This window comes from Chelatococcus sp. KU-N122, from assembly GCF_055391085.1.
Genome location: NZ_AP043981.1, coordinates 2,712,624 through 2,729,558, shown reverse-complemented (window position 1 = coordinate 2,729,558; position 16,935 = coordinate 2,712,624). Strand labels below are relative to the sequence as shown.

The 16,935-nt window shown below is 68.1% G+C and carries 13 protein-coding genes and 1 riboswitch; of the genes, 3 read left to right on the top strand and 10 right to left on the bottom strand.

The annotated features are described in order from the left end of the window. Positions 1–3: 3 nt before the first annotated feature. Genes prpC through ACZ5PO_RS12270 form a run of 5 tightly spaced genes read right to left on the bottom strand, consistent with a single transcriptional unit; the run spans position 4 to position 5,084 of the window. Entirely contained in the window at positions 4–1,191 is a 1,188-nt protein-coding gene (gene prpC / locus ACZ5PO_RS12290) for a bifunctional 2-methylcitrate synthase/citrate synthase (protein ID WP_464193738.1), read from the bottom strand. 12 nt (positions 1,192–1,203) lie between these two features. Then, entirely contained in the window at positions 1,204–2,763 is a 1,560-nt protein-coding gene (locus ACZ5PO_RS12285) for an MmgE/PrpD family protein (protein WP_464193736.1), read from the bottom strand. Between the two features lie 14 nt (positions 2,764–2,777). Next, positions 2,778–3,200: an acyl-CoA thioesterase gene (locus ACZ5PO_RS12280; RefSeq protein WP_464193734.1), complete on the bottom strand. Its 423-nt coding sequence runs from the start codon at positions 3,198–3,200 to the stop codon at positions 2,778–2,780. A 1-nt stretch (position 3,201) separates the two neighbouring features. Next, entirely contained in the window at positions 3,202–3,432 is a 231-nt protein-coding gene (locus ACZ5PO_RS12275) for a hypothetical protein (protein ID WP_464193732.1), read from the bottom strand. A 32-nt stretch (positions 3,433–3,464) separates the two neighbouring features. Beyond that, positions 3,465–5,084: an isocitrate lyase gene (locus ACZ5PO_RS12270; RefSeq protein WP_464193730.1), complete on the bottom strand. Its 1,620-nt coding sequence runs from the start codon at positions 5,082–5,084 to the stop codon at positions 3,465–3,467. Positions 5,085–5,267: 183 nt separating this feature from the next. Here ACZ5PO_RS12270 and ACZ5PO_RS12265 point away from each other — a divergent pair, with 183 nt between their 5' ends. The 3 genes from ACZ5PO_RS12265 (at position 5,268) to ACZ5PO_RS12255 (ending at position 11,125) form a co-directional block, all read left to right on the top strand. Continuing rightward, positions 5,268–6,689, top strand: coding sequence for a short-chain fatty acyl-CoA regulator family protein (locus tag ACZ5PO_RS12265; RefSeq protein WP_464193728.1), 1,422 nt, complete (start codon positions 5,268–5,270; stop codon positions 6,687–6,689). Positions 6,690–6,775: 86 nt separating this feature from the next. Further along, a riboswitch (cobalamin riboswitch) is annotated at positions 6,776–6,977 on the top strand. Positions 6,978–7,088: 111 nt separating this feature from the next. After that, positions 7,089–9,968 carry a ribonucleoside-diphosphate reductase subunit alpha gene (locus ACZ5PO_RS12260; protein WP_464193726.1) on the top strand — a complete coding sequence of 960 codons (2,880 nt, stop codon included), beginning with the start codon at positions 7,089–7,091 and terminating at the stop codon, positions 9,966–9,968. A gap of 23 nt (positions 9,969–9,991) precedes the next feature. Beyond that, a complete protein-coding gene (locus ACZ5PO_RS12255; protein WP_464193724.1) occupies positions 9,992–11,125 on the top strand; it encodes a ribonucleotide-diphosphate reductase subunit beta in 1,134 nt (377 codons plus the stop codon). 260 nt (positions 11,126–11,385) lie between these two features. Here the strand turns inward: ACZ5PO_RS12255 and ACZ5PO_RS12250 are convergent, their stop codons facing one another. The 5 genes from ACZ5PO_RS12250 to ACZ5PO_RS12230 all read right to left on the bottom strand — a co-directional run bounded on the left by ACZ5PO_RS12250 (position 11,386) and on the right by ACZ5PO_RS12230 (position 16,926). Next, positions 11,386–11,673, bottom strand: a complete 288-nt coding sequence (locus ACZ5PO_RS12250; protein ID WP_464193722.1) for a BMC domain-containing protein — start codon at positions 11,671–11,673, stop codon at positions 11,386–11,388. Next, a complete protein-coding gene (locus tag ACZ5PO_RS12245; protein ID WP_464193720.1) occupies positions 11,670–14,159 on the bottom strand; it encodes a pyruvate, phosphate dikinase in 2,490 nt (829 codons plus the stop codon). Before ACZ5PO_RS12245 ends, ACZ5PO_RS12250 begins: the two co-directional genes overlap by 4 nt. A gap of 75 nt (positions 14,160–14,234) precedes the next feature. Next, complete coding sequence (locus tag ACZ5PO_RS12240) at positions 14,235–14,795, bottom strand: hypothetical protein (RefSeq protein ID WP_464193718.1); 561 nt, start codon at positions 14,793–14,795, stop codon at positions 14,235–14,237. Positions 14,796–15,045: 250 nt separating this feature from the next. After that, a complete protein-coding gene (locus ACZ5PO_RS12235; RefSeq protein ID WP_464193716.1) occupies positions 15,046–16,455 on the bottom strand; it encodes a hypothetical protein in 1,410 nt (469 codons plus the stop codon). A gap of 57 nt (positions 16,456–16,512) precedes the next feature. Next, positions 16,513–16,926, bottom strand: a complete 414-nt coding sequence (locus ACZ5PO_RS12230; protein WP_464193714.1) for a PEP-utilizing enzyme — start codon at positions 16,924–16,926, stop codon at positions 16,513–16,515. Positions 16,927–16,935: the final 9 nt, after the last annotated feature.

The following is a 16,935-nucleotide window of genomic DNA, read 5'->3' as shown; positions in this document are numbered from 1 at the left end:
TCCTCAGGCCGCACGGGCGGCCGACGGCTCGCGGCCCCGCGCCTCGATCGGCACGAACGAGCGGTTCTCGGGGCCGATGTAGTTGGCCGACGGCCGGATGATCTTGTTGTCCTGCCGCTGCTCGATCACGTGCGCGCTCCAGCCCGAGGTGCGGGCGACGACGAACAACGGTGTGAACATGGATGTCGGCACGCCCATCATATGATAGGAGACGGCGCTGAACCAATCGAGGTTGGCGAACATCTTCTTTGTCTCGCCCATCACCGCCTCGATACGATCGGCGATCTCGAACATCTTCATGGAGCCCGCCGCCGCGGAGAGGCGCCGTGCGACGTCCTTGATCACGGCGTTGCGTGGATCGGCGACGGTGTAGACCGGGTGGCCGAAGCCGATCACCACCTCGCGTGCGGCGATACGGCTGCGGATGTCCGCCTCCGCCTCGTCCGGGTCGGCGTAGCGCTTCTGGATCTCGAACGCGACCTCGTTGGCGCCGCCATGCTTCGGTCCGCGCAAGGCGCCGATGGCGCCGGTCATGGCCGAATAGAAGTCGGCTCCCGTTCCAGCAATCGAGCGCGCCGTAAAGGTCGACGCATTGAATTCATGCTCGGCATACAGGATCAACGACGTGTGCATGGCGCGCACGTGCGCGTCCGACGGCGGCCGGCCGTGCAGCAGATGCAGGAAATGCCCGCCGATCGTGTCGTCATCGGTCTCCACCTCGATGCGCCGGCCATTCTGCGCGAAGTGATGCCAATAGAGCAGCATGGAGCCGAGCGATGCCATCAGCCGATCGGCAATGTCCCGTGCCCCGGGATGATTGTGGTCGGCGGCTTCCGGCAGCACGCAGCCGAGCGCCGAGACCCCGGAGCGCAGCACGTCCATGGGGTGGGCCGCCGCGGGAAGCTCCTCGAGCGTGCGGCGCACCGCCGTGGGCAGGCCGCGCAGGCTCGTCAGCTTGGCCTTGTAGGCGGCGAGCTCCGCCGACGTCGGCAAGGTGCCGTGGACGAGAAGGTGCGCGATTTCCTCGAAGCTGCAAGTTTCGGCGACGTCGAGGATGTCATAGCCGCGATAGTGAAGGTCGTTGCCGCTGCGGCCGACGGTGCACAGCGCCGTATTGCCTGCAACGACGCCCGACAGCGCCACCGATTTCTTCGGCGCGGGCCGCGGCTGTTCTGGTGCCTGGCGGATCATGCGTCCCTCCCTCTACGCCGTGACGACGGAGAGCCCGCGGGCTGCGCCGGGGGCCTTGCCGCGCCAATCGAAGATTCCCGATGTCTTGAACGTGCCCAGCCTCGCCGGCTCGACGGTGAAGGTGAGCCCGGTGAGATCACTCGGCCTGAGCTTGGCCAGTCGATCGACGGTCGACAGGAAGCGGTCCTGTTCGCTCTGGGCGAGGACTCCGTCGGCCAGCGTCCGGAACTTGGCGATGTACTGCTCGCGTCCGAATGGCCGTGCGCCCCACGGATGCGCGTCGGCGATGGCGATGTCGTCGGTGATCGTCGCGCCGTCGGCGAGGGTGACGACGACGCGACCGCCGAACGCCTTCTCCCGCGGATCGTGGCTATGGTAGCGCCGGGTCCATTCGGGATCCTCGACGGTCGAGATCTTGTGCCAGAGCGCCACCGTCGCCGGGCGATTGGCGCGCTCGGGCGCGTAGGAGCGCTCGTGATGCCAGCCGCCGTCCTCCAGCGCGACGGCGAAGATGTACATGATCGAATGGTCCAGCGTCTCGCGGCTGGCGCAGGGGTCCAGCTTCTGCGGATCGTTGGCGCCCGTGCCGATCACGTAGTGGGTGTGGTGGCTGGTGTGGATGACGATGCTGCGCACCGTCGACAGGTCGCCGATCCGAGGCCCCATGCGGCGGGCGAGGTCGATCAGCGCCTGGCTCTGATATTCGGCCGAATGCTCCTTGGTGTAACTCTCGAGGATGGCGCGCTTGGGCTCTCCGGCCTCGGGCAGCGGCACGTGATACTGAGCCATGGGGCCGCCGAGCAGCCAGGCGATGAAGCCGTCCTCGCCCTCCCACGCCGGCGACGGCGCGCCCTGCCCGCGCATGACGCGGTCGACGGCTTCGATGGCCATCTTGCCGGCGAAGGCCGGCGCGTAGGCTTTCCAGCTGGAGATCTCGCCCTTGCGGGACTGGCGCGTCGTCGTGGTGACGTGCAGCGCCTGCTGCACCGCCTGGTAGATCGCCTCCGTGGGCAAGGTCAGGGCCGTGCCGATGCCGGCCGCGGCCGCCGGACCGAGATGGGCGATGTGGTCGATCTTGTGCTCGTGCAGGCAGATGCCCTTCACCAGATCGATCTGGATCTCGTAGGCGGTGGCGAGCCCGCGCACCAGCGCTTCGCCGTCGAGGCCGCAGTGCTGGGCAACGGCGAGCACCGGCGGAATGTTGTCGCCCGGATGCGAATAGTCCGCGGCCAGGAAGGTGTCGTGGAAGTCGAGCTCGCGGACGGCGACGCCATTGGCCCACGCCGCCCATTCGGGCGACAGCCGCCGGTGCGGCGAGAGCCCGAAGACCGTGGCGCCGCCGGGCTGGAAGGGATGGCAGTTGGCCTGCGCACGCGCCGCAGCGACCGGCGGGCGAGCCAGCGAGGCCGCGGCCACCGCCGCGTTGTCGATGATGCGGTTGCCGATCATCTCCACGACGGTAGCGTCGACCGGGACCGGATCCGCCGCGACCTCCGCGATCTTCCAGGCGAGCTGCGCGGCGCGCGGCAGGTTTTCGGCGGACTTGTGGGTGCGGACGGAGTGCAGCTTCACGGGCGGGGTCCCTCCTAGGATTGAGCGGAAGCGGGATGCGGGCTGTCGATGGCGATCGGTCGACCGCCGGCGTCGACCGCGACCATCTCGAACGAGCCGCGCACGGCGAGCACGCGCTGGCCCGACATCAGTGTCTCGGCGTAGACATCCACGACCACGGTCATGGACGAGCGGCCGACGCGTTCGACGCGCGCCGACAGCTCCACCAGCTCGCCGACCCGGACCGGCGTGTGGAAGGCGATCTTGTCGGAGGCGGCCATGACGACCGGGCAGCGAGCCCGGCGCGTCGCGGCGATGAATGCGGCCTTGCCCATCAGGCTGAGCGCGTGGCCGCCGAACAGCGTGCCGTAGTGGTTCGCCTGCTCGGGGAAGACCATGTCCACCAGGCGGGTGTCGGCCGGCCTGCAACTCTCCGTCGACGACGGGTGCGCGGTCATGTCAGCGGCCTTCGGGCGCCGCGGTGTCGCGCACCAGCGGGATCATCTGGTCGCCCCAGTTGCCGGTGCCGTCGTGGTGACGGGAGACCCGCACCAGTTCCACCGACACCCCGGCGGCCACGGCGCGGACGATCGCCTCGTTCATTCTGTGGACCGCGTCGGCCACGCGATGGATGGCGCGGTCGCGCTCGGTCAGCTCCGGTTTGTCGATGGCCTTGAACTCCACACCCATGGTGTCCTCCCGGCTCTGTTGCGATGGCCCGGCTATTCCGCCGCGAACTGGCTCATGGTGTTGGCGCCGCCGCCGGCCTTGAGCGCCCTGCTGCCGCCGACCATTTCCTTGAAGGCATCGCCAAGATCCGAGCCGACCTCGTGCTGGTGCTTGACCGCCGAGATGCCCCGCCGGATCTCCGCGCGCTGCACCGTGTTGACGTAGGCTTTCATCCGCTCCGGCCCGAAATAGCCGCACGACAGCTCGTCGACGCTCTTGGCCGTCAGGTGGAACGTCGGCAGCGTGATCAGGTTGTGGAACACGCCCGCCTTGGTGGAGATGTCAGCCTGGAAGCGGGCGAGGCGAGCATCCGCCTCCCGCCCGAGCTCGCTGTCGTCCAGCTCGGCCGCCATGAGGCCCGCGCCGTCCGGATACGTGTCCGGGGTGATGCGCCCTTCGGCAATCCATTGGGCGCGCACCTGCTTGCGGATGTTGAGCGTCCAGTTGAACGAAGGCGAGTTGTTGTAGGCCAGCTTGGCGCTGGGAACGGCCTTGCGGATCTCGCCCACCATCGAGGCGATCTCCTCGACATCGGGCGCGTCCGTCTCGATCCACAGCAGGTCGGCGCCGCCTTCGGTCAGCGACGCGATGCAATCCTCGATCACGCGGGCGCGGCCGGTGCCTTCCCGAAACGCGAACAGGCCGTTGGGCATGCGGACCGGCTTGACGAAGGAGCCGTCCAGGTAAAGCGCGATGTCCCCGTCGCGGATCGGGTTGGCAGGGCTGATCGGCTCGGTCTTGAGCCATTTGATGTAGCTCGACGCCAGGTCGCCCGGCTGCTGGCTCACCGGCACCTTCTGCGTCAGCCCGGCGCCGAGGCTGTCGGTGCGGGCGACGATGACGCCGTCCTCGACGCCGAGGTCCTCGAAGGCGAGCCGGCAGGCGCGCAGCTTCTCGATGAAGTCCTCGCGCGGCACCGTGACCTTGCCGTCCTGGTGGCCGCACTGCTTGGCGTCGGAGACCTGGTTCTCGATCTGCAGGCAGCAGGCGCCCGCCTTGATCATCTCCTTGGCCAGAAGGTAGGTGGCGTGCTCGTTGCCGAAGCCGGCGTCGATGTCGGCGATGATCGGCACCACGTGGCTTTCGAAGCCGTCGATGGCGGCGATGGCAGCCGCCTCCGCTGCCGGATTGCCGCCAACCCGCGCGTCGCGCAGCGCCTTGAACAAATCGTTGAGCGCCACCTCGTCGGCCTGCCGCAGCGAGGTGTAGATCTCCTGGATCAGGTCGACGACGGCCGTCTTCTCATGCATCGACTGGTCGGGCAGATGGCCGAAGCGGTTGCGCAGGCCCGCGACCATCCAGCCGGACAGATAGACGTAGGCGCCCTTCGCGGTGCCGCGCAGACGCTTGACCGCCTTGATCATCTGCTGGGCATGGAAGCCCGACCAGCAGCCGAGCGACTGGGTGAATTGCGACGGGTCGGCGTCGTAGGCGGCCATGTCGGCGCGCATTACCTTCGCCATGGACCGCGCGATGTCGAGATGCGTGTCGAAGGTATTCTGCTGCCGAAGCTGGACGATGTCGTCGATGCCGATGCCGCCCGGAGCGACGCCGCTCGGAAAGCGCGCCAGCAACTCGCCACGGAGTTCCGCATAGCTCTTGCGCTGCTGCATGAAGCCGGTCCTTCCACACTCGGAATCTTGGGTTGCTGCGCTGGGGCGCTGCCCGCGGCCCCTTGCGAGCGATCATCCTTCTCGCAATATTCGCTTCAACGTGTCGGCAAAAGAGCTGAAAATGCGAGGATTTGTGGAGACTTCACCTCGAATTTGCGAAGCTTGCAAAGTCGCGGCCGATCGATGAGGAAGGCCTATGTCGGTGTCCGGCTGAGGCGCTTGCGGGAGGAGCGGAGGCTCACGCAAGCCGCCCTCGCCCATGCACTCGGCCTCTCCGCGAGCTACCTCAACCAGCTCGAGAAGAACCAGCGTCCGCTGACGGTGCCGGTGCTGCTGAAGATCAACGAGGTCTTCGGCGTCGACGTGCAGCTGTTCTCGGAAGGGGACGAGGCGCGGCTCATCTCGGACCTGCGCGAAGCGTTTTCCGATCCCGCCAACCCGGAAGCCGTCAGCGTGAGCGAGGTCAAGGAGATCGCGGCGGCCATGCCGGCGCTGGGGCGCGCCGTGGTGGCGCTGCATCGGCGCTATCGCCACGCGCTCGAGCGGGCGGACGCCATGGCGGCCGAGCTTGGCCTGGGTGCCGGCGGCGTCACCACGCTGACGGCGCCGATGCCCTACGAGCAGGTGCGCGACTTCTTCTACGCCCACCACAATCACTTCGCCGAGCTGGACGAGGCCGCCGAACGTCTGTCCGATGCCGAGGAGCTCGGCGCGTCGGGGGAGATTGCAGCGAGCCTGGCCGCGTGCCTGGAGCGGCGCCATAGCGTGCGGGTCGGCGTGGAGACGCGGGACGTCGCGACCGTTCAACGCCACTATCAGGCCGCCGAGCGGGTGCTGTGGCTGTCACCCCGCCTCGACCCGGGCCAGCGCGCCTTTCAGATCGCGACGCAGCTCGCGCTGCTCGAGATGCACGGCGTCATCGAGCGTCTGGCGTCGGAGGCCGCGGCGGGCTCGCGCGAGACGCACGCGCTAGCCCGTCTCGGCCTAGCCAACTATGTCGCCGGAGCCCTCCTCATGCCGTATCGGAGCTTTCTCGCGGCGGCGGAGGCGGAACGTTACGATATCGACATCCTGAGCCAGCGCTTCGGCGTGGGCTTCGAGACCGTCTGCCATCGGCTGAGCTCGCTGCAGCGCCCGGGCGCCACGGGCGTGCCGTTCTTCTTCGTGCGGGTCGACCGGGCCGGCAACATCTCCAAGCGGCAATCGGCGACCGACTTCCATTTTTCCCGCGTCGGCGGCACCTGCCCCCTGTGGAACGTCTACGAAGCGTTCGCACAGCCCGGACGCATCTTGACGCAGGTCGCGCAGATGCCGGATGGGCGCACCTATCTCTGGATCGCGCGGACCGTGCATCACGCGACCGGCGGCTACGGCCATCCGGGAAAGACCTTCGCCATCGGGCTCGGCTGCGACATCCGCCATGGCGGGCGACTGGTCTACTCCAAGGGGCTCGACCTCGACGATCCGATCGCCGCCACGCCGATCGGCGCAGGCTGCAAGGTTTGCGAGCGCCCCGCCTGCCCGCAGCGCGCCTTCCCGGCGATCGGCCGGGCGCTCGACGTCGACGAGAACCGCAGCGCATTCACCCCCTATGCGGCGAGCTGACGGAGCCCGGCGGGAGGCGGACGGAGCGCCTGTGGACGGACTCGCGCGGACACACGCCAGCAGTTGACATCACCGCGGGCCAGACCGCTACATGTAGCGGTCACGGTCTCTCGAATCGAGAGCTAAGAGGGAAGCCGGTGCGCCGCATGGCAAAGCCGGAGCTGCCCCCGCAACTGTAAGCGGCGAGCCCACGTCCATCCTATGCCACTGAGGCCGAAGGCCTCGGGAAGGCCGGACCGAAGGCGTCGACCCGCGAGCCAGGAGACCTGCCGCGACACCATGAACGTCCTCGGGCGGGGTGTCCCGGCGGATCGCTTGCGCGGATCGGGCCGTGGCCCGATGTGGCGTTACGCACGCGATTGCCCGGCCCAAGCCCCCATGCAGCTGGGGTCCTCGGCAATGTCAGTTTCCCTGTCCACCGAAAGTGCGGCGCCGGCGTCCGGCGCGATCGGCATCGTCGAGCGCGCTCCGCCGACCGAGCCCGGCTATCAGCTCATCCGCCGCAACGGCGCCGTCACGCCCTTCGACCCGACCAAGATCAGCATCGCCGTGACGAAGGCGTTCCTCGCCGTCGAAGGCAGCGGCGCGGCCGCCTCGCGGCGCGTCCACGATGTCGTCGCGGCCCTCACCGACCAGGTCGTCGCCAGCCTGAAGCGCAGGGTCGACGCCGGCCGCACCTTCCACATCGAGGACGTGCAGGATCAGGTCGAGCTCGCGCTGATGCGCGGCGAGCACCACAAGGTCGCCCGGGCCTATGTGCTGTATCGCGAAGAGCGCGCCCGGGAGCGCAAGGCCGGCGCCGAGACCGCGGCAGCGGCCGAGCCCGCCGCTGCGCCGCGCATGCGCCTGGCGGACGGCACGCTCGTACCGCTCGATGCGGCGCGGCTCGCGGCCGTCGTCGGCGAGGCTTGCATGCAGCTCGACGGCACCTCGGTCGAGTCCATTCTGCGCGAGACCAGGCGCAATCTCTACGACGGCATCTCGGTCGGCGAGCTCGAGCTGGCGCCGATCCTGGCCGCGCGCACGCTGATCGAGACCGAGCCGAACTATGCCAAGGTCAGCGCACGGCTGTTGCTCGACAAGCTGCGCCGGGAGGCTCTGTCGTTCCTGGCCGGGCGCGCCGACCAGGCCACGCATGGCGAGATGACGTCCCGTTACGGCGACTATTTTCGAGCGTACGTGCGCGCCGGCGTCGGCGCGGAGCTGCTCGACCCGGAGCTCGCCCGCTTCGACCTCGCCCGCCTCGCGGCAGCGCTGAAGCCGGAGCGCGACCTCCAGTTCGACTATCTCGGCCTCCAGACGCTTTACGACCGCTATTTTCTGCACGTGCGCGGCGCGCGCTTCGAGCTGCCGCAGGCCTTCTTCATGCGTGTCGCCTGCGGCCTGGCGATGCGCGAGATCGACCGCGAGGCGAAGGCGGTCGAATTCTACGACCTGCTCTCCTCGTTCGCCTTCATGGCGTCGACGCCGACCCTGTTCAACGCCGGGACCCTGCGGCCGCAGCTGTCGTCGTGCTTCCTCACGACGGTACCGGACGATCTGGACGGCATCTTCAAGTCGGTCAGGGACAACGCGCTCCTCGCCAAGTATTCCGGCGGCCTCGGCAACGACTGGACACGGGTGCGGGGCCTCGGCGCCCACATCAAGGGCACCAACGGCGACAGCCAGGGCGTCGTGCCCTTCCTCAAGGTCGCCAACGACGCCGCCATCGCCGTCAACCAGGGCGGCAAGCGCAAGGGCGCCGTCTGCGCCTACCTCGAAACCTGGCATGTGGATATCGAGGAATTCCTCGACCTCCGGAAGAATACCGGCGACGAGCGCCGCCGCACCCACGACATGAACACCGCCAACTGGGTGCCGGACCTGTTCATGCAGCGCGTTGCGGAGGACGGCCCCTGGACCTTGTTCTCGCCGGACGAGACACTGGACCTGCACGACCTCTACGGCCCGGCCTTCAGGCAAGCCTACGAGGCCTACGAGGCCAAGGCGGCGCGCGGCGAGATCAAGGTGTTCAAGCAAGTCCGCGCCATCGATCTGTGGCGGCGCATGCTGACCATGCTGTTCGAGACCGGCCATCCCTGGATCACCTTCAAGGACCCCTGCAACATCCGCTCGCCGCAACGCCACGTCGGCGTGGTTCACTCGTCCAACCTCTGCACCGAGATCACCTTGAACACCTCCGACGACGAGGTCGCCGTGTGCAACCTGGGCTCGGTCAACCTGGCCGCTCATGTCACGGTGCAGGGCCTCGACAGCGCCCGGCTCGCCCGCACCGTGGCGACGGCCATGCGCATGCTCGATAACGTCGTCGACATCAATTTCTACACGATCCCCGAGGCGCGCCGCTCCAATCTGCGGCACCGCCCGGTCGGCCTCGGCCTGATGGGCTTTCACGACGCGCTGCAAGCGCTACGCCTGCCCTACGGCTCGGCGGCGGCGGTCGAATTCGCCGACCGTTGCATGGAAGCCATCTCGTTCCATGCCATCTCGGCGTCGGTCGAGCTTGCAGCCGAGCGCGGGCGCTATCCCAGCTTCGAGGGATCGCTGTGGGCGCAGGGGATCCTGCCGATCGACTCGCTGGAGCTGCTGGCCGAGGCGCGCGGCGAGCTCGACCTGGATCGCTCGACGACCCTCGACTGGGAGAGCCTGCGGGCGCGGGTGAAGAGCGTCGGCATGCGCAACTCTAACACCATGGCGATCGCCCCCACTGCGACGATCTCCAATATCTGCGGGGTCTCGCAATCGATCGAGCCCGCCTATCAGAACCTCTTCGTCAAATCCAACATGTCCGGCGACTTCACCGTGGTGAACGCGGCGCTGGTGCACGACCTCAAGCGCCTCGGCCTCTGGGACGAGGTCATGGTCTCGGACCTGAAGTATTTCGACGGCAGCGTGGGCCAGATCGATCGCATCCCGGACGATCTGAAGGCGCTCTATGCCACCGCCTTCGAGATCGACGCCGCCCGTCTGATCGAGGCGGCGGCCCGGCGGCAGAAATGGATCGACCAGGCCCAGTCGCTCAACCTCTACATCGCCCATCCCTCCGGCAAGATGCTGGATGGGTTGTATCGGCTGGCCTGGCGGCGCGGGCTGAAGACCACGTATTACCTGCGGTCGCGATCGGCGACGCATGTCGAGAAGTCGACGCTGCGGGGCACCGACGGCAAGCTCAATGCCGTGCCTGCCGGCCTCGCCGCGGCCGCGCCGATCGAGATCGACACCACGTCGATGGATCGCGCCTGCCTGATCGATGATCCCACCTGCGAAGCCTGCCAATGAGCAACGGACCTGGAGACATGTCGATGCTGGACTGGTCCGATGCGAGGACGCCCCCCGTCCTGCCCCTTCATCCGGCGCTCGCGCGGCCCGCTCAATCGTCGGCGGACGCCACCGGCCTCGGCGTGATCGACCGTCGCGGCGGGCGCGTCTCCGTCGACGACAAGGCGATGATCAATTGCCGGGCCGACGTGAACCAGCTGCTGCCGCTCAAGTACAAATGGGCCTGGGACAAGTATCTGTCGGCATGCAACAACCATTGGATGCCCAACGAAGTCTCGATGCAGGCCGACATCGCCCTATGGAAGTCGCGTGACGGCCTGACCGACGAGGAGCGGCACATGATCAGGCGCAACCTCGGCTTCTTCGCCGCGTCGGAGAGCCTGGTCGCCAACAATATCGTGCTGGCCATCTATCGCCACCTCACCAACCCCGAGTGCCGGCAGTATCTGCTGCGGCAGGCCTTCGAGGAGGCCGTCCACACCCACACGTTCCAGTACATCGTGGAGAGCCTGGGCCTCGACGAGGGCGAGCTGTTCAACATGTATCGCGAGGTTCCCTCGATCACCGACAAGGCGGCGTGGGCGATCGAGCATACGCGCCATCTGGATGACCCGGATTTCAAGACGGGCACGCCCGCCGCCGACCAGGCGTTCCTGCGCGATCTCGTCGCCTTCTACGTCGTCTTCGAAGGCATGTGGTTCTACACCGGATTTGCCCAGATCCTGTCGCTCGGCCGGCGCAACCGCATGGTCGGCATTGCCGAGCAATACCAGTATATCCTGCGCGACGAGAGCATCCATTTGAACTTCGGTATCGACGTGATCAACCAGATCAAGATCGAGAACCCTCATTTGTGGACGAGGACGTTTCAGGAGGAGCTTCGCACCATGATCCGCGACGCGGCCGAGCTCGAGGCGGCCTACGGCCGGGACACCATGCCGCGCGGCTTTCTCGGCCTGAACCCGGCGCTGTGCGAGCAGTACATGCGCTTCATCGGCAACCGCCGCTGCGCGCAGCTCGGCCTGGAGCAGGTTTTCGACGCTGCCGACAATCCGTTCCCCTGGATGTCCGAAGCGATGGATCTCAAGAAGGAGAAGAACTTCTTCGAGACCCGGGTCATCGAATACCAGAACGGCGGCGCGCTCAGCTGGGAATGAGCGGAAAGGCTCTCGTGGTGCTGCGCGGCAATTTTGAAGCTTTGGCGCCAACGGAGCTGCTGGGGCCCCTCTCCCGCGTGCGGGGAGAGGGCAGGGTGAGGGGGCCCGCCGCGTGGCATGACCGGCCCCGTGCACCCTCCTGAACGCCCCCTCACCCGCCTTGCGCTGCCGCGCAAGGCGACCTCTCCCCGCAAGCGGGGCGAGGTTCGCGGCTGGGCCGCTCTCGGCCTCTGTCCGACGAACCAAACTGTCCAGAGCGACTAGCGGACCGGTGGTCGCTCGAGGATGGCGGCGATGTCCTCGTGTGGCCGGGCGATGATGTGGGCGGAGGCGACCCGGCCCAGCGGCCGCGCCGCGGCGGCGCCGGCGTCGACGGCCGCCTTCACCGCGCCCACGTCGCCGCGCACCAGGATGGCGATCAGCCCGCCGCCGGGCTGCTGCCTGGTGACGATCCTGACGTTGGCCGCCTTGACCATCGCGTCGGCGGCCTGCGTTGCGGCCACGAGACCGACGGTCTCGACGAGTCCCAGTGCTTCACCGTTGCTCATGGGCGGGCCCTCGCTGCGGCCTGACCGAGGTGGAGGCGAGCCTCGTCGCGGCGGCCAGGTGGAATGGAAAAGGTTCTGAAACCGGTGTCGAAAAGCTCGGCCAGGAGCGCTCCGGTGACGTTGGCGCCGTCGATGCCGATGGCGCCATGGCCGCCGTCGCCGAGGGCGGCCACGAGCCCGGCCAGCAGCGGTCCGAGCCCGGCCAGCGGGTCGGCCGGGATGTTGCCGTCCGCCACATAGTCGTGCACGGCATTGCGGGCGTCGAGCGCCTCCATCGGGAAGCCGTAGGCGCCGCGGGTGACCTCCGCCATGTCGAGCCACAGCGGCAGGTTCAGCGCCGCCATGGCGCGGCCGGCGTTCAGCGCCGCCACGTTCTGGATGACGGCGCCGGCGCCGAGATGGCCCGATGCGGCCACGGCGACCTGAAAGCGCTCGAGCTCGCGCGGGTCGGTGATGCCGCCGAGCAGTGCGGTGACGGCCTCATGGCCGGCGGTGCGCGCCGCCGCGCTGAGCCCGGCCAGCAGCGAGCGGTGATAGGCCGGCGCGCCGAGCGGCAGGAACAGGCGGGCCGGCAACTCGCCCCAGTTCTCGACCAGGCGCCGGGCGCGATCGGAGCTGACGCGCGGCAGCCGCACATGCAGCGGCGCACCGCGCGCCGCGGCGAAGGCCGCGGCGCAGGCCCGCTGCACCATGGCCGCGATCTCGGCTTCGTCGGTCGCGGCCGGCTTGTCCTGGCCGAGCGCCGCGAGCAGCGTGACGAAGCGGTCGATATCGCCGCTGGCGATCAGCAGATCGGTGAGCCCGATGATGCCGATACCGGCGGGCGCGAGCCGGGCTGCCTCGTCGATCTCGCCGGCGCTGCGCGGCGCCGGCCAGATCGCGGCACCCGAGAACCGGTCCGCCCAGCCGAGCAGCCGCTCCACGTGGGCGGCGGCCTGGCTCGACGTCTGCATCGGGATGGCGCCGGCGTAGAGCTTGCCGGTCGTGCCATCGATCGAGATCGGCGTGCCCTCGGCAAAGTCGGTGCCGTCGACGCTGAAGCGGCGGGCGTCGGGATCGACCACGAGCCCTTGGCAGCCGACGACGCAGGGCTTGTCGAGCGCTCGCGAGACGACCGCCGCATGGCTGAGCGCGCCGCCGGCGGCGGTGACGATCCCGGCCGCCGCCAGCATGCCGCGAATGTCCTGCGGGCTGGTGGTGGGGCGCATCAGCACCACCGCCTCGCCGTCGGCCGCCCGGCTGCTCGCCCGGTCGGCATCGAGGACGGCGACGCCGTGCACCTGGCCGGGCGACGAGCCGAGGCCCTGGGCCAGCTGCTGCGCCCGGGGCAGCGCGGCTTCGTCGAACACGGGCCGCAGCAGCTTGCGCAATTGCTCGCCCGACACGCGGCCGAGCGCCTCGCCGGGCGTGGCCAGCCCCTCGGCGACCGCATCGACGGCGATGCGCACGGCAGCCGCCGCCGTGCGCTTGGCCGGCCGCACCTGCAGGAGATAGAGCCGCGACGCCTCCACGGTGAACTCGATGTCGACCGCATCGCGGTACATCTCTTCGAGGCGCCGGCCGGCGGCGGTGAGCGCATCACGCAGGTCGGCGGGCATGGCGGCCGGATCGGCGAGGTCGATGGGCGTGTGCGTGCCGGAGACCAGGTCCTCGCCCTGGCGGCCGGTCAGGTACTCGCCGTAGAGCGCCGGCGTGCCGGTGTTGGGATTGCGCGTGAAGGCTACACCCGAGCCCGAAGAGGCGTCGAGATTGCCGAACACCATGGCCTGCACGGTCACGGCCGTGCCGAGATCGTCCGGGATGCTGTGGTGCCGGCGATAGGCCTTGGCCCGCGGACTGTCCCAGGATTGGAAGACCGCGCCGATGGCGCGCTCGAGCTGGCGCACCGGCTCGTGCTCCGCCTCCTCCCCTTCCGCGCGCACCGCCTCGAGGATCGCCTGCTCGAGCGTGCGGAAGGCGCCCTCGTCGCCCCCCGCGCGCGCCGCCTGCGCGGCGGCCTCGACACGCTCGGCCAGGATGATCGGATCTAGGCCGAGCACGGTGTCGGCGTACATGCGCCAGAACCGTGTCCAGGTGTCCACCACGAAGCCGGCGCCTGCGGGGCAGCGGGCGAGCTCGGCCGCGCAGACGGGCTCCAGGCCGAGGTTGAGCACCGTATCCATCATCCCGGGCATGCTGACGGCGGCGCCCGAGCGCACCGAGACCAGCAGCGGGTTGGTGCCGGAGGCGAAGCGCTTGCCCGACGAGATCTCGAGCCGGCTCATGGCCGCGTGCACCTCCTCGATCAGGGACGGGGGCAGCTTCCCGCCAGCGGCGCGAAAGGCGCGGAAGCCCTCGGTGCTGACGACGAAGGCCGGCGGGATCGGCAGGCCGGCGGCCGCGATGCGCGCCAGCCCCGCCGCCTTGCCGCCGTAGCGGCGCGCGTCGTCCGGATCGACGTCGGAGATGTCGCGCACGAAGGTCGTGCCGCTGGCGCCTGACCGCATGAACTCGCCTCTTGCAATAGCCTCGACGGGCTGACGGCTTCCCTCTCGCACCGTCACCGGGCTCGACCCGACCATTCACGTATCCCGCGGCCGGCCCAGCACCGACAGGATGTCCTCGTGGAACTCGAACCAGACGTTGTGGACGGAATCCATGGTCGGGTTGGCCACGTAGTCGCGCCGCCCCTGGTCGATCAGCGCCAGGCCCTCGCCGAAGCGGCGCACGTAGCCCTCGTAGCGCGGGATGGCCGGAACGACCTCGCCCAGCGACTTGATCAGCCGCTCGGCGGTGCGCATCAGCCGGTCGAGCGCGCGCTCGTCGCCGCCCTGCCACTCGCTCACGTATTTGATGAACTGGGCGTTGACGGTCTCGAAGCGGCGATACCAGGCCTCCAGAGCGGGATCGGCCCGCTGCGTCCGGTAGGCCTCACGGTAGTAGGCAAGCACGGCCGCCGTGCCGTCGGGCACCAGCAGGTATTGGCCCTGCATCGCCATCACCCAGCCGCGCCCCACCGCATCGGCGAGGACGGCGGCCACCTCGCCGGGGGCGACGCCGGCAATCGCCGCGACCTGCTCCGCCGTCGCCAGCTTCTTGAGGTGAACGGCGTTGAGAACCAGGAAGGCTCGTTCATCGATCATCGGCATCTCTCGGTGGCGCGGCTATCGTATGCACACATTTCGACGAGGCAGATTCTGTTGGCGTCGCGGCGGTTGGACCCCACCCCCACCAGTCCCTCCCCTTCGGTCGGGACAGCCTCCCCACAAGGGGGAGGCCGTTCGTAAGCCGGCTCGCCTACTCTCCAAGGCTGCAAGCGAAGGCTCCTCCCTCCCCCCACGAAGTGGCGGGAAGGGGTAGGAGTGGGGGGCGGTCCAGCCGCTCTGCGCCTTATCAGCTCCAGAAATACTTCGACCGGCGGCGATCGACCCCGTCGGGGAACGGCAGGTAGCCCTCACCCGAGAAGATTTTTTGGGGCACCGTCGCCTGGGCGAAGCCGCGCTTGACGATGTCGTAGTAGTAATTGGAGATACGCTGATCGATCTCCCACAGATCATAATCGACGCAGGCCTTCTCGTAGGTTCCGGCCAGGCGCAGGTGCGGCAGGATCATGTCGATATAGTAGACGTACATGCCGTTGGTGATGAGCTGCCGCCGCGACATGCGCGAGAACTTCGAGTAGAGCTTGAGGGTGGCCTGCTGGATGCCTTCGAGGCGCTTATCCAAATCGGCGACCTTGACGGGATAGATCTCGCTCATCGGCGTGTTCCACGTCTCGCGCACGAAGACGGCGCCGCCGACGATGTGCTCGATGTAGTTCTTCGGCCGCGTGAAGGTGGTGGAGATGTCGTTCACGCGGATCTCGTCCAGGCCCATCTTCTCGGGGTCGATGACGATGAGCAGGCTGTAGCAGTGGGGCACCTTCTCGTGATCGCAGACATCGCTCCAGTGGAAGGCCTCCTCGTTGGTGAAGAGATCCCGGATGATCAGCAGCTTGCCGTCCGGCAGGCGGTACGGGCCGGTGTCGCCGAGCCCCAGCCGGCAATCGTAGTGGTCGAGGAACGACAAGAGCTCCGCTGCCGCATTGAAGCGCACGAAGGTGTCGTGGGCCGGGCTGCCGGGCTCCAGCGGCTCGACCTGGGAGACGAGGCCGTCGATGACGTCCTGCTCATGGATCTGGCAGCGGTAACGGTCCTGCGAGTTGAGGATGTAGCCGTCCTGGCGCTTGCCCCACAGCACGCGCTGCATGAACTTCAGGATGATGTTGCTCTCCTCGACGAAGTCCTGCGGCTTGATCGCTTCGAGGGCGAGCAGGCCGCAGCGGCCCATGCCGAAGCCGACGGCGCCGATGCACCAGTCGTGCACGCAATTGACCTTGATGCCGATCTCGCGCCTGGCTCGCGCGCCGATGTCCATGATGCCCTGGGCGCCCACCTCGTCAGTGGTCATGCGCAGGATCTCGGGCCAGCGATAGAACTCGTGCATGAACGCCAGGATCTCGTACTCCTGGCGCGGGATCATGCCGGAGACGCCTTCGGTGGCGCGCATCACCAGCACGTCCCAGATGTTCCAGGCGAGGTAGTTGTTGAGGTCGTTGAGCTCGTCGACGGTGAAGTCGTCCCTGAGGACGTCGTCCTTGCCGACCCTCTCCAGCACCTTGCTCTTGGCCCGCGCGCGCATGACCTTGTCGCCCAGGATGCCGTCGGGCACCGGCGGCAGGCCCTTGAAGTTGCCCTGGTAAGTCAGGTCCTGAAACCGCAGGCCATCGTCGTGCGCGTCGTAACGAGCCTCGTAGGTCGACATCGTCTACCTCCCCGAATGGTGTGATTGTTGTGCGGTCTTGATCAGATGCGGTCTTGATCAGATGATGGTGATGCGGCCGATCTCGCGATCCTGACAGTCGAGCCGCACGTTCTTGTCGGCGAGCGCCGCGATGATTTCCTTGAAGTGAGCGTCGTTGTCGCCGCCGGTGACGTAGCGGGACTCGCTGCCGGTCAGATAGGCGGTCATCACGCACGGCATCTGGAACTCGCGCGAGAGGATGCCGAGGTGCGATTCCGGCGCGCCCGACAGCGTGATGACGCCGATCGCGCCCATGCTGAGAGCCGGCGCCAGGAAGGTCGTCGTGCCGCCCTGCACCAGCAGGATATGCTCCTTGAGCTTGCCGCTCTGGATGAGGCTGATCACCGATTTCGGATCCGGCAGATACTTGATCACGCCGCTCGGGGCCTTCTTCGTCTCGAAGCTGTTGTAGCCTTCAGCTATCACCGTCATCTCAGGTCC

Excerpts from the sequence above, each read along its gene's own strand:
- ACZ5PO_RS12260 (WP_464193726.1), top strand. The coding sequence starts at position 7,089 with ATGTCAGTTTCCCTGTCCACCGAAAGTGCGGCGCCGGCGTCCGGCGCG.
- ACZ5PO_RS12265 (WP_464193728.1), top strand. The coding sequence starts at position 5,268 with ATGAGGAAGGCCTATGTCGGTGTCCGGCTGAGGCGCTTGCGGGAGGAG.
- ACZ5PO_RS12230 (WP_464193714.1), bottom strand. The coding sequence starts at position 16,926 with ATGACGGTGATAGCTGAAGGCTACAACAGCTTCGAGACGAAGAAGGCC.
- prpC (WP_464193738.1), bottom strand. The coding sequence starts at position 1,191 with ATGATCCGCCAGGCACCAGAACAGCCGCGGCCCGCGCCGAAGAAATCG.
- ACZ5PO_RS12250 (WP_464193722.1), bottom strand. The coding sequence starts at position 11,673 with ATGAGCAACGGTGAAGCACTGGGACTCGTCGAGACCGTCGGTCTCGTG.
- ACZ5PO_RS12275 (WP_464193732.1), bottom strand. The coding sequence starts at position 3,432 with ATGGGTGTGGAGTTCAAGGCCATCGACAAACCGGAGCTGACCGAGCGC.
- ACZ5PO_RS12245 (WP_464193720.1), bottom strand. The coding sequence starts at position 14,159 with ATGCGGTCAGGCGCCAGCGGCACGACCTTCGTGCGCGACATCTCCGAC.
- ACZ5PO_RS12270 (WP_464193730.1), bottom strand. The coding sequence starts at position 5,084 with ATGCAGCAGCGCAAGAGCTATGCGGAACTCCGTGGCGAGTTGCTGGCG.
- ACZ5PO_RS12240 (WP_464193718.1), bottom strand. The coding sequence starts at position 14,795 with ATGATCGATGAACGAGCCTTCCTGGTTCTCAACGCCGTTCACCTCAAG.
- ACZ5PO_RS12255 (WP_464193724.1), top strand. The coding sequence starts at position 9,992 with ATGCTGGACTGGTCCGATGCGAGGACGCCCCCCGTCCTGCCCCTTCAT.
- ACZ5PO_RS12235 (WP_464193716.1), bottom strand. The coding sequence starts at position 16,455 with ATGTCGACCTACGAGGCTCGTTACGACGCGCACGACGATGGCCTGCGG.
- ACZ5PO_RS12280 (WP_464193734.1), bottom strand. The coding sequence starts at position 3,200 with ATGACCGCGCACCCGTCGTCGACGGAGAGTTGCAGGCCGGCCGACACC.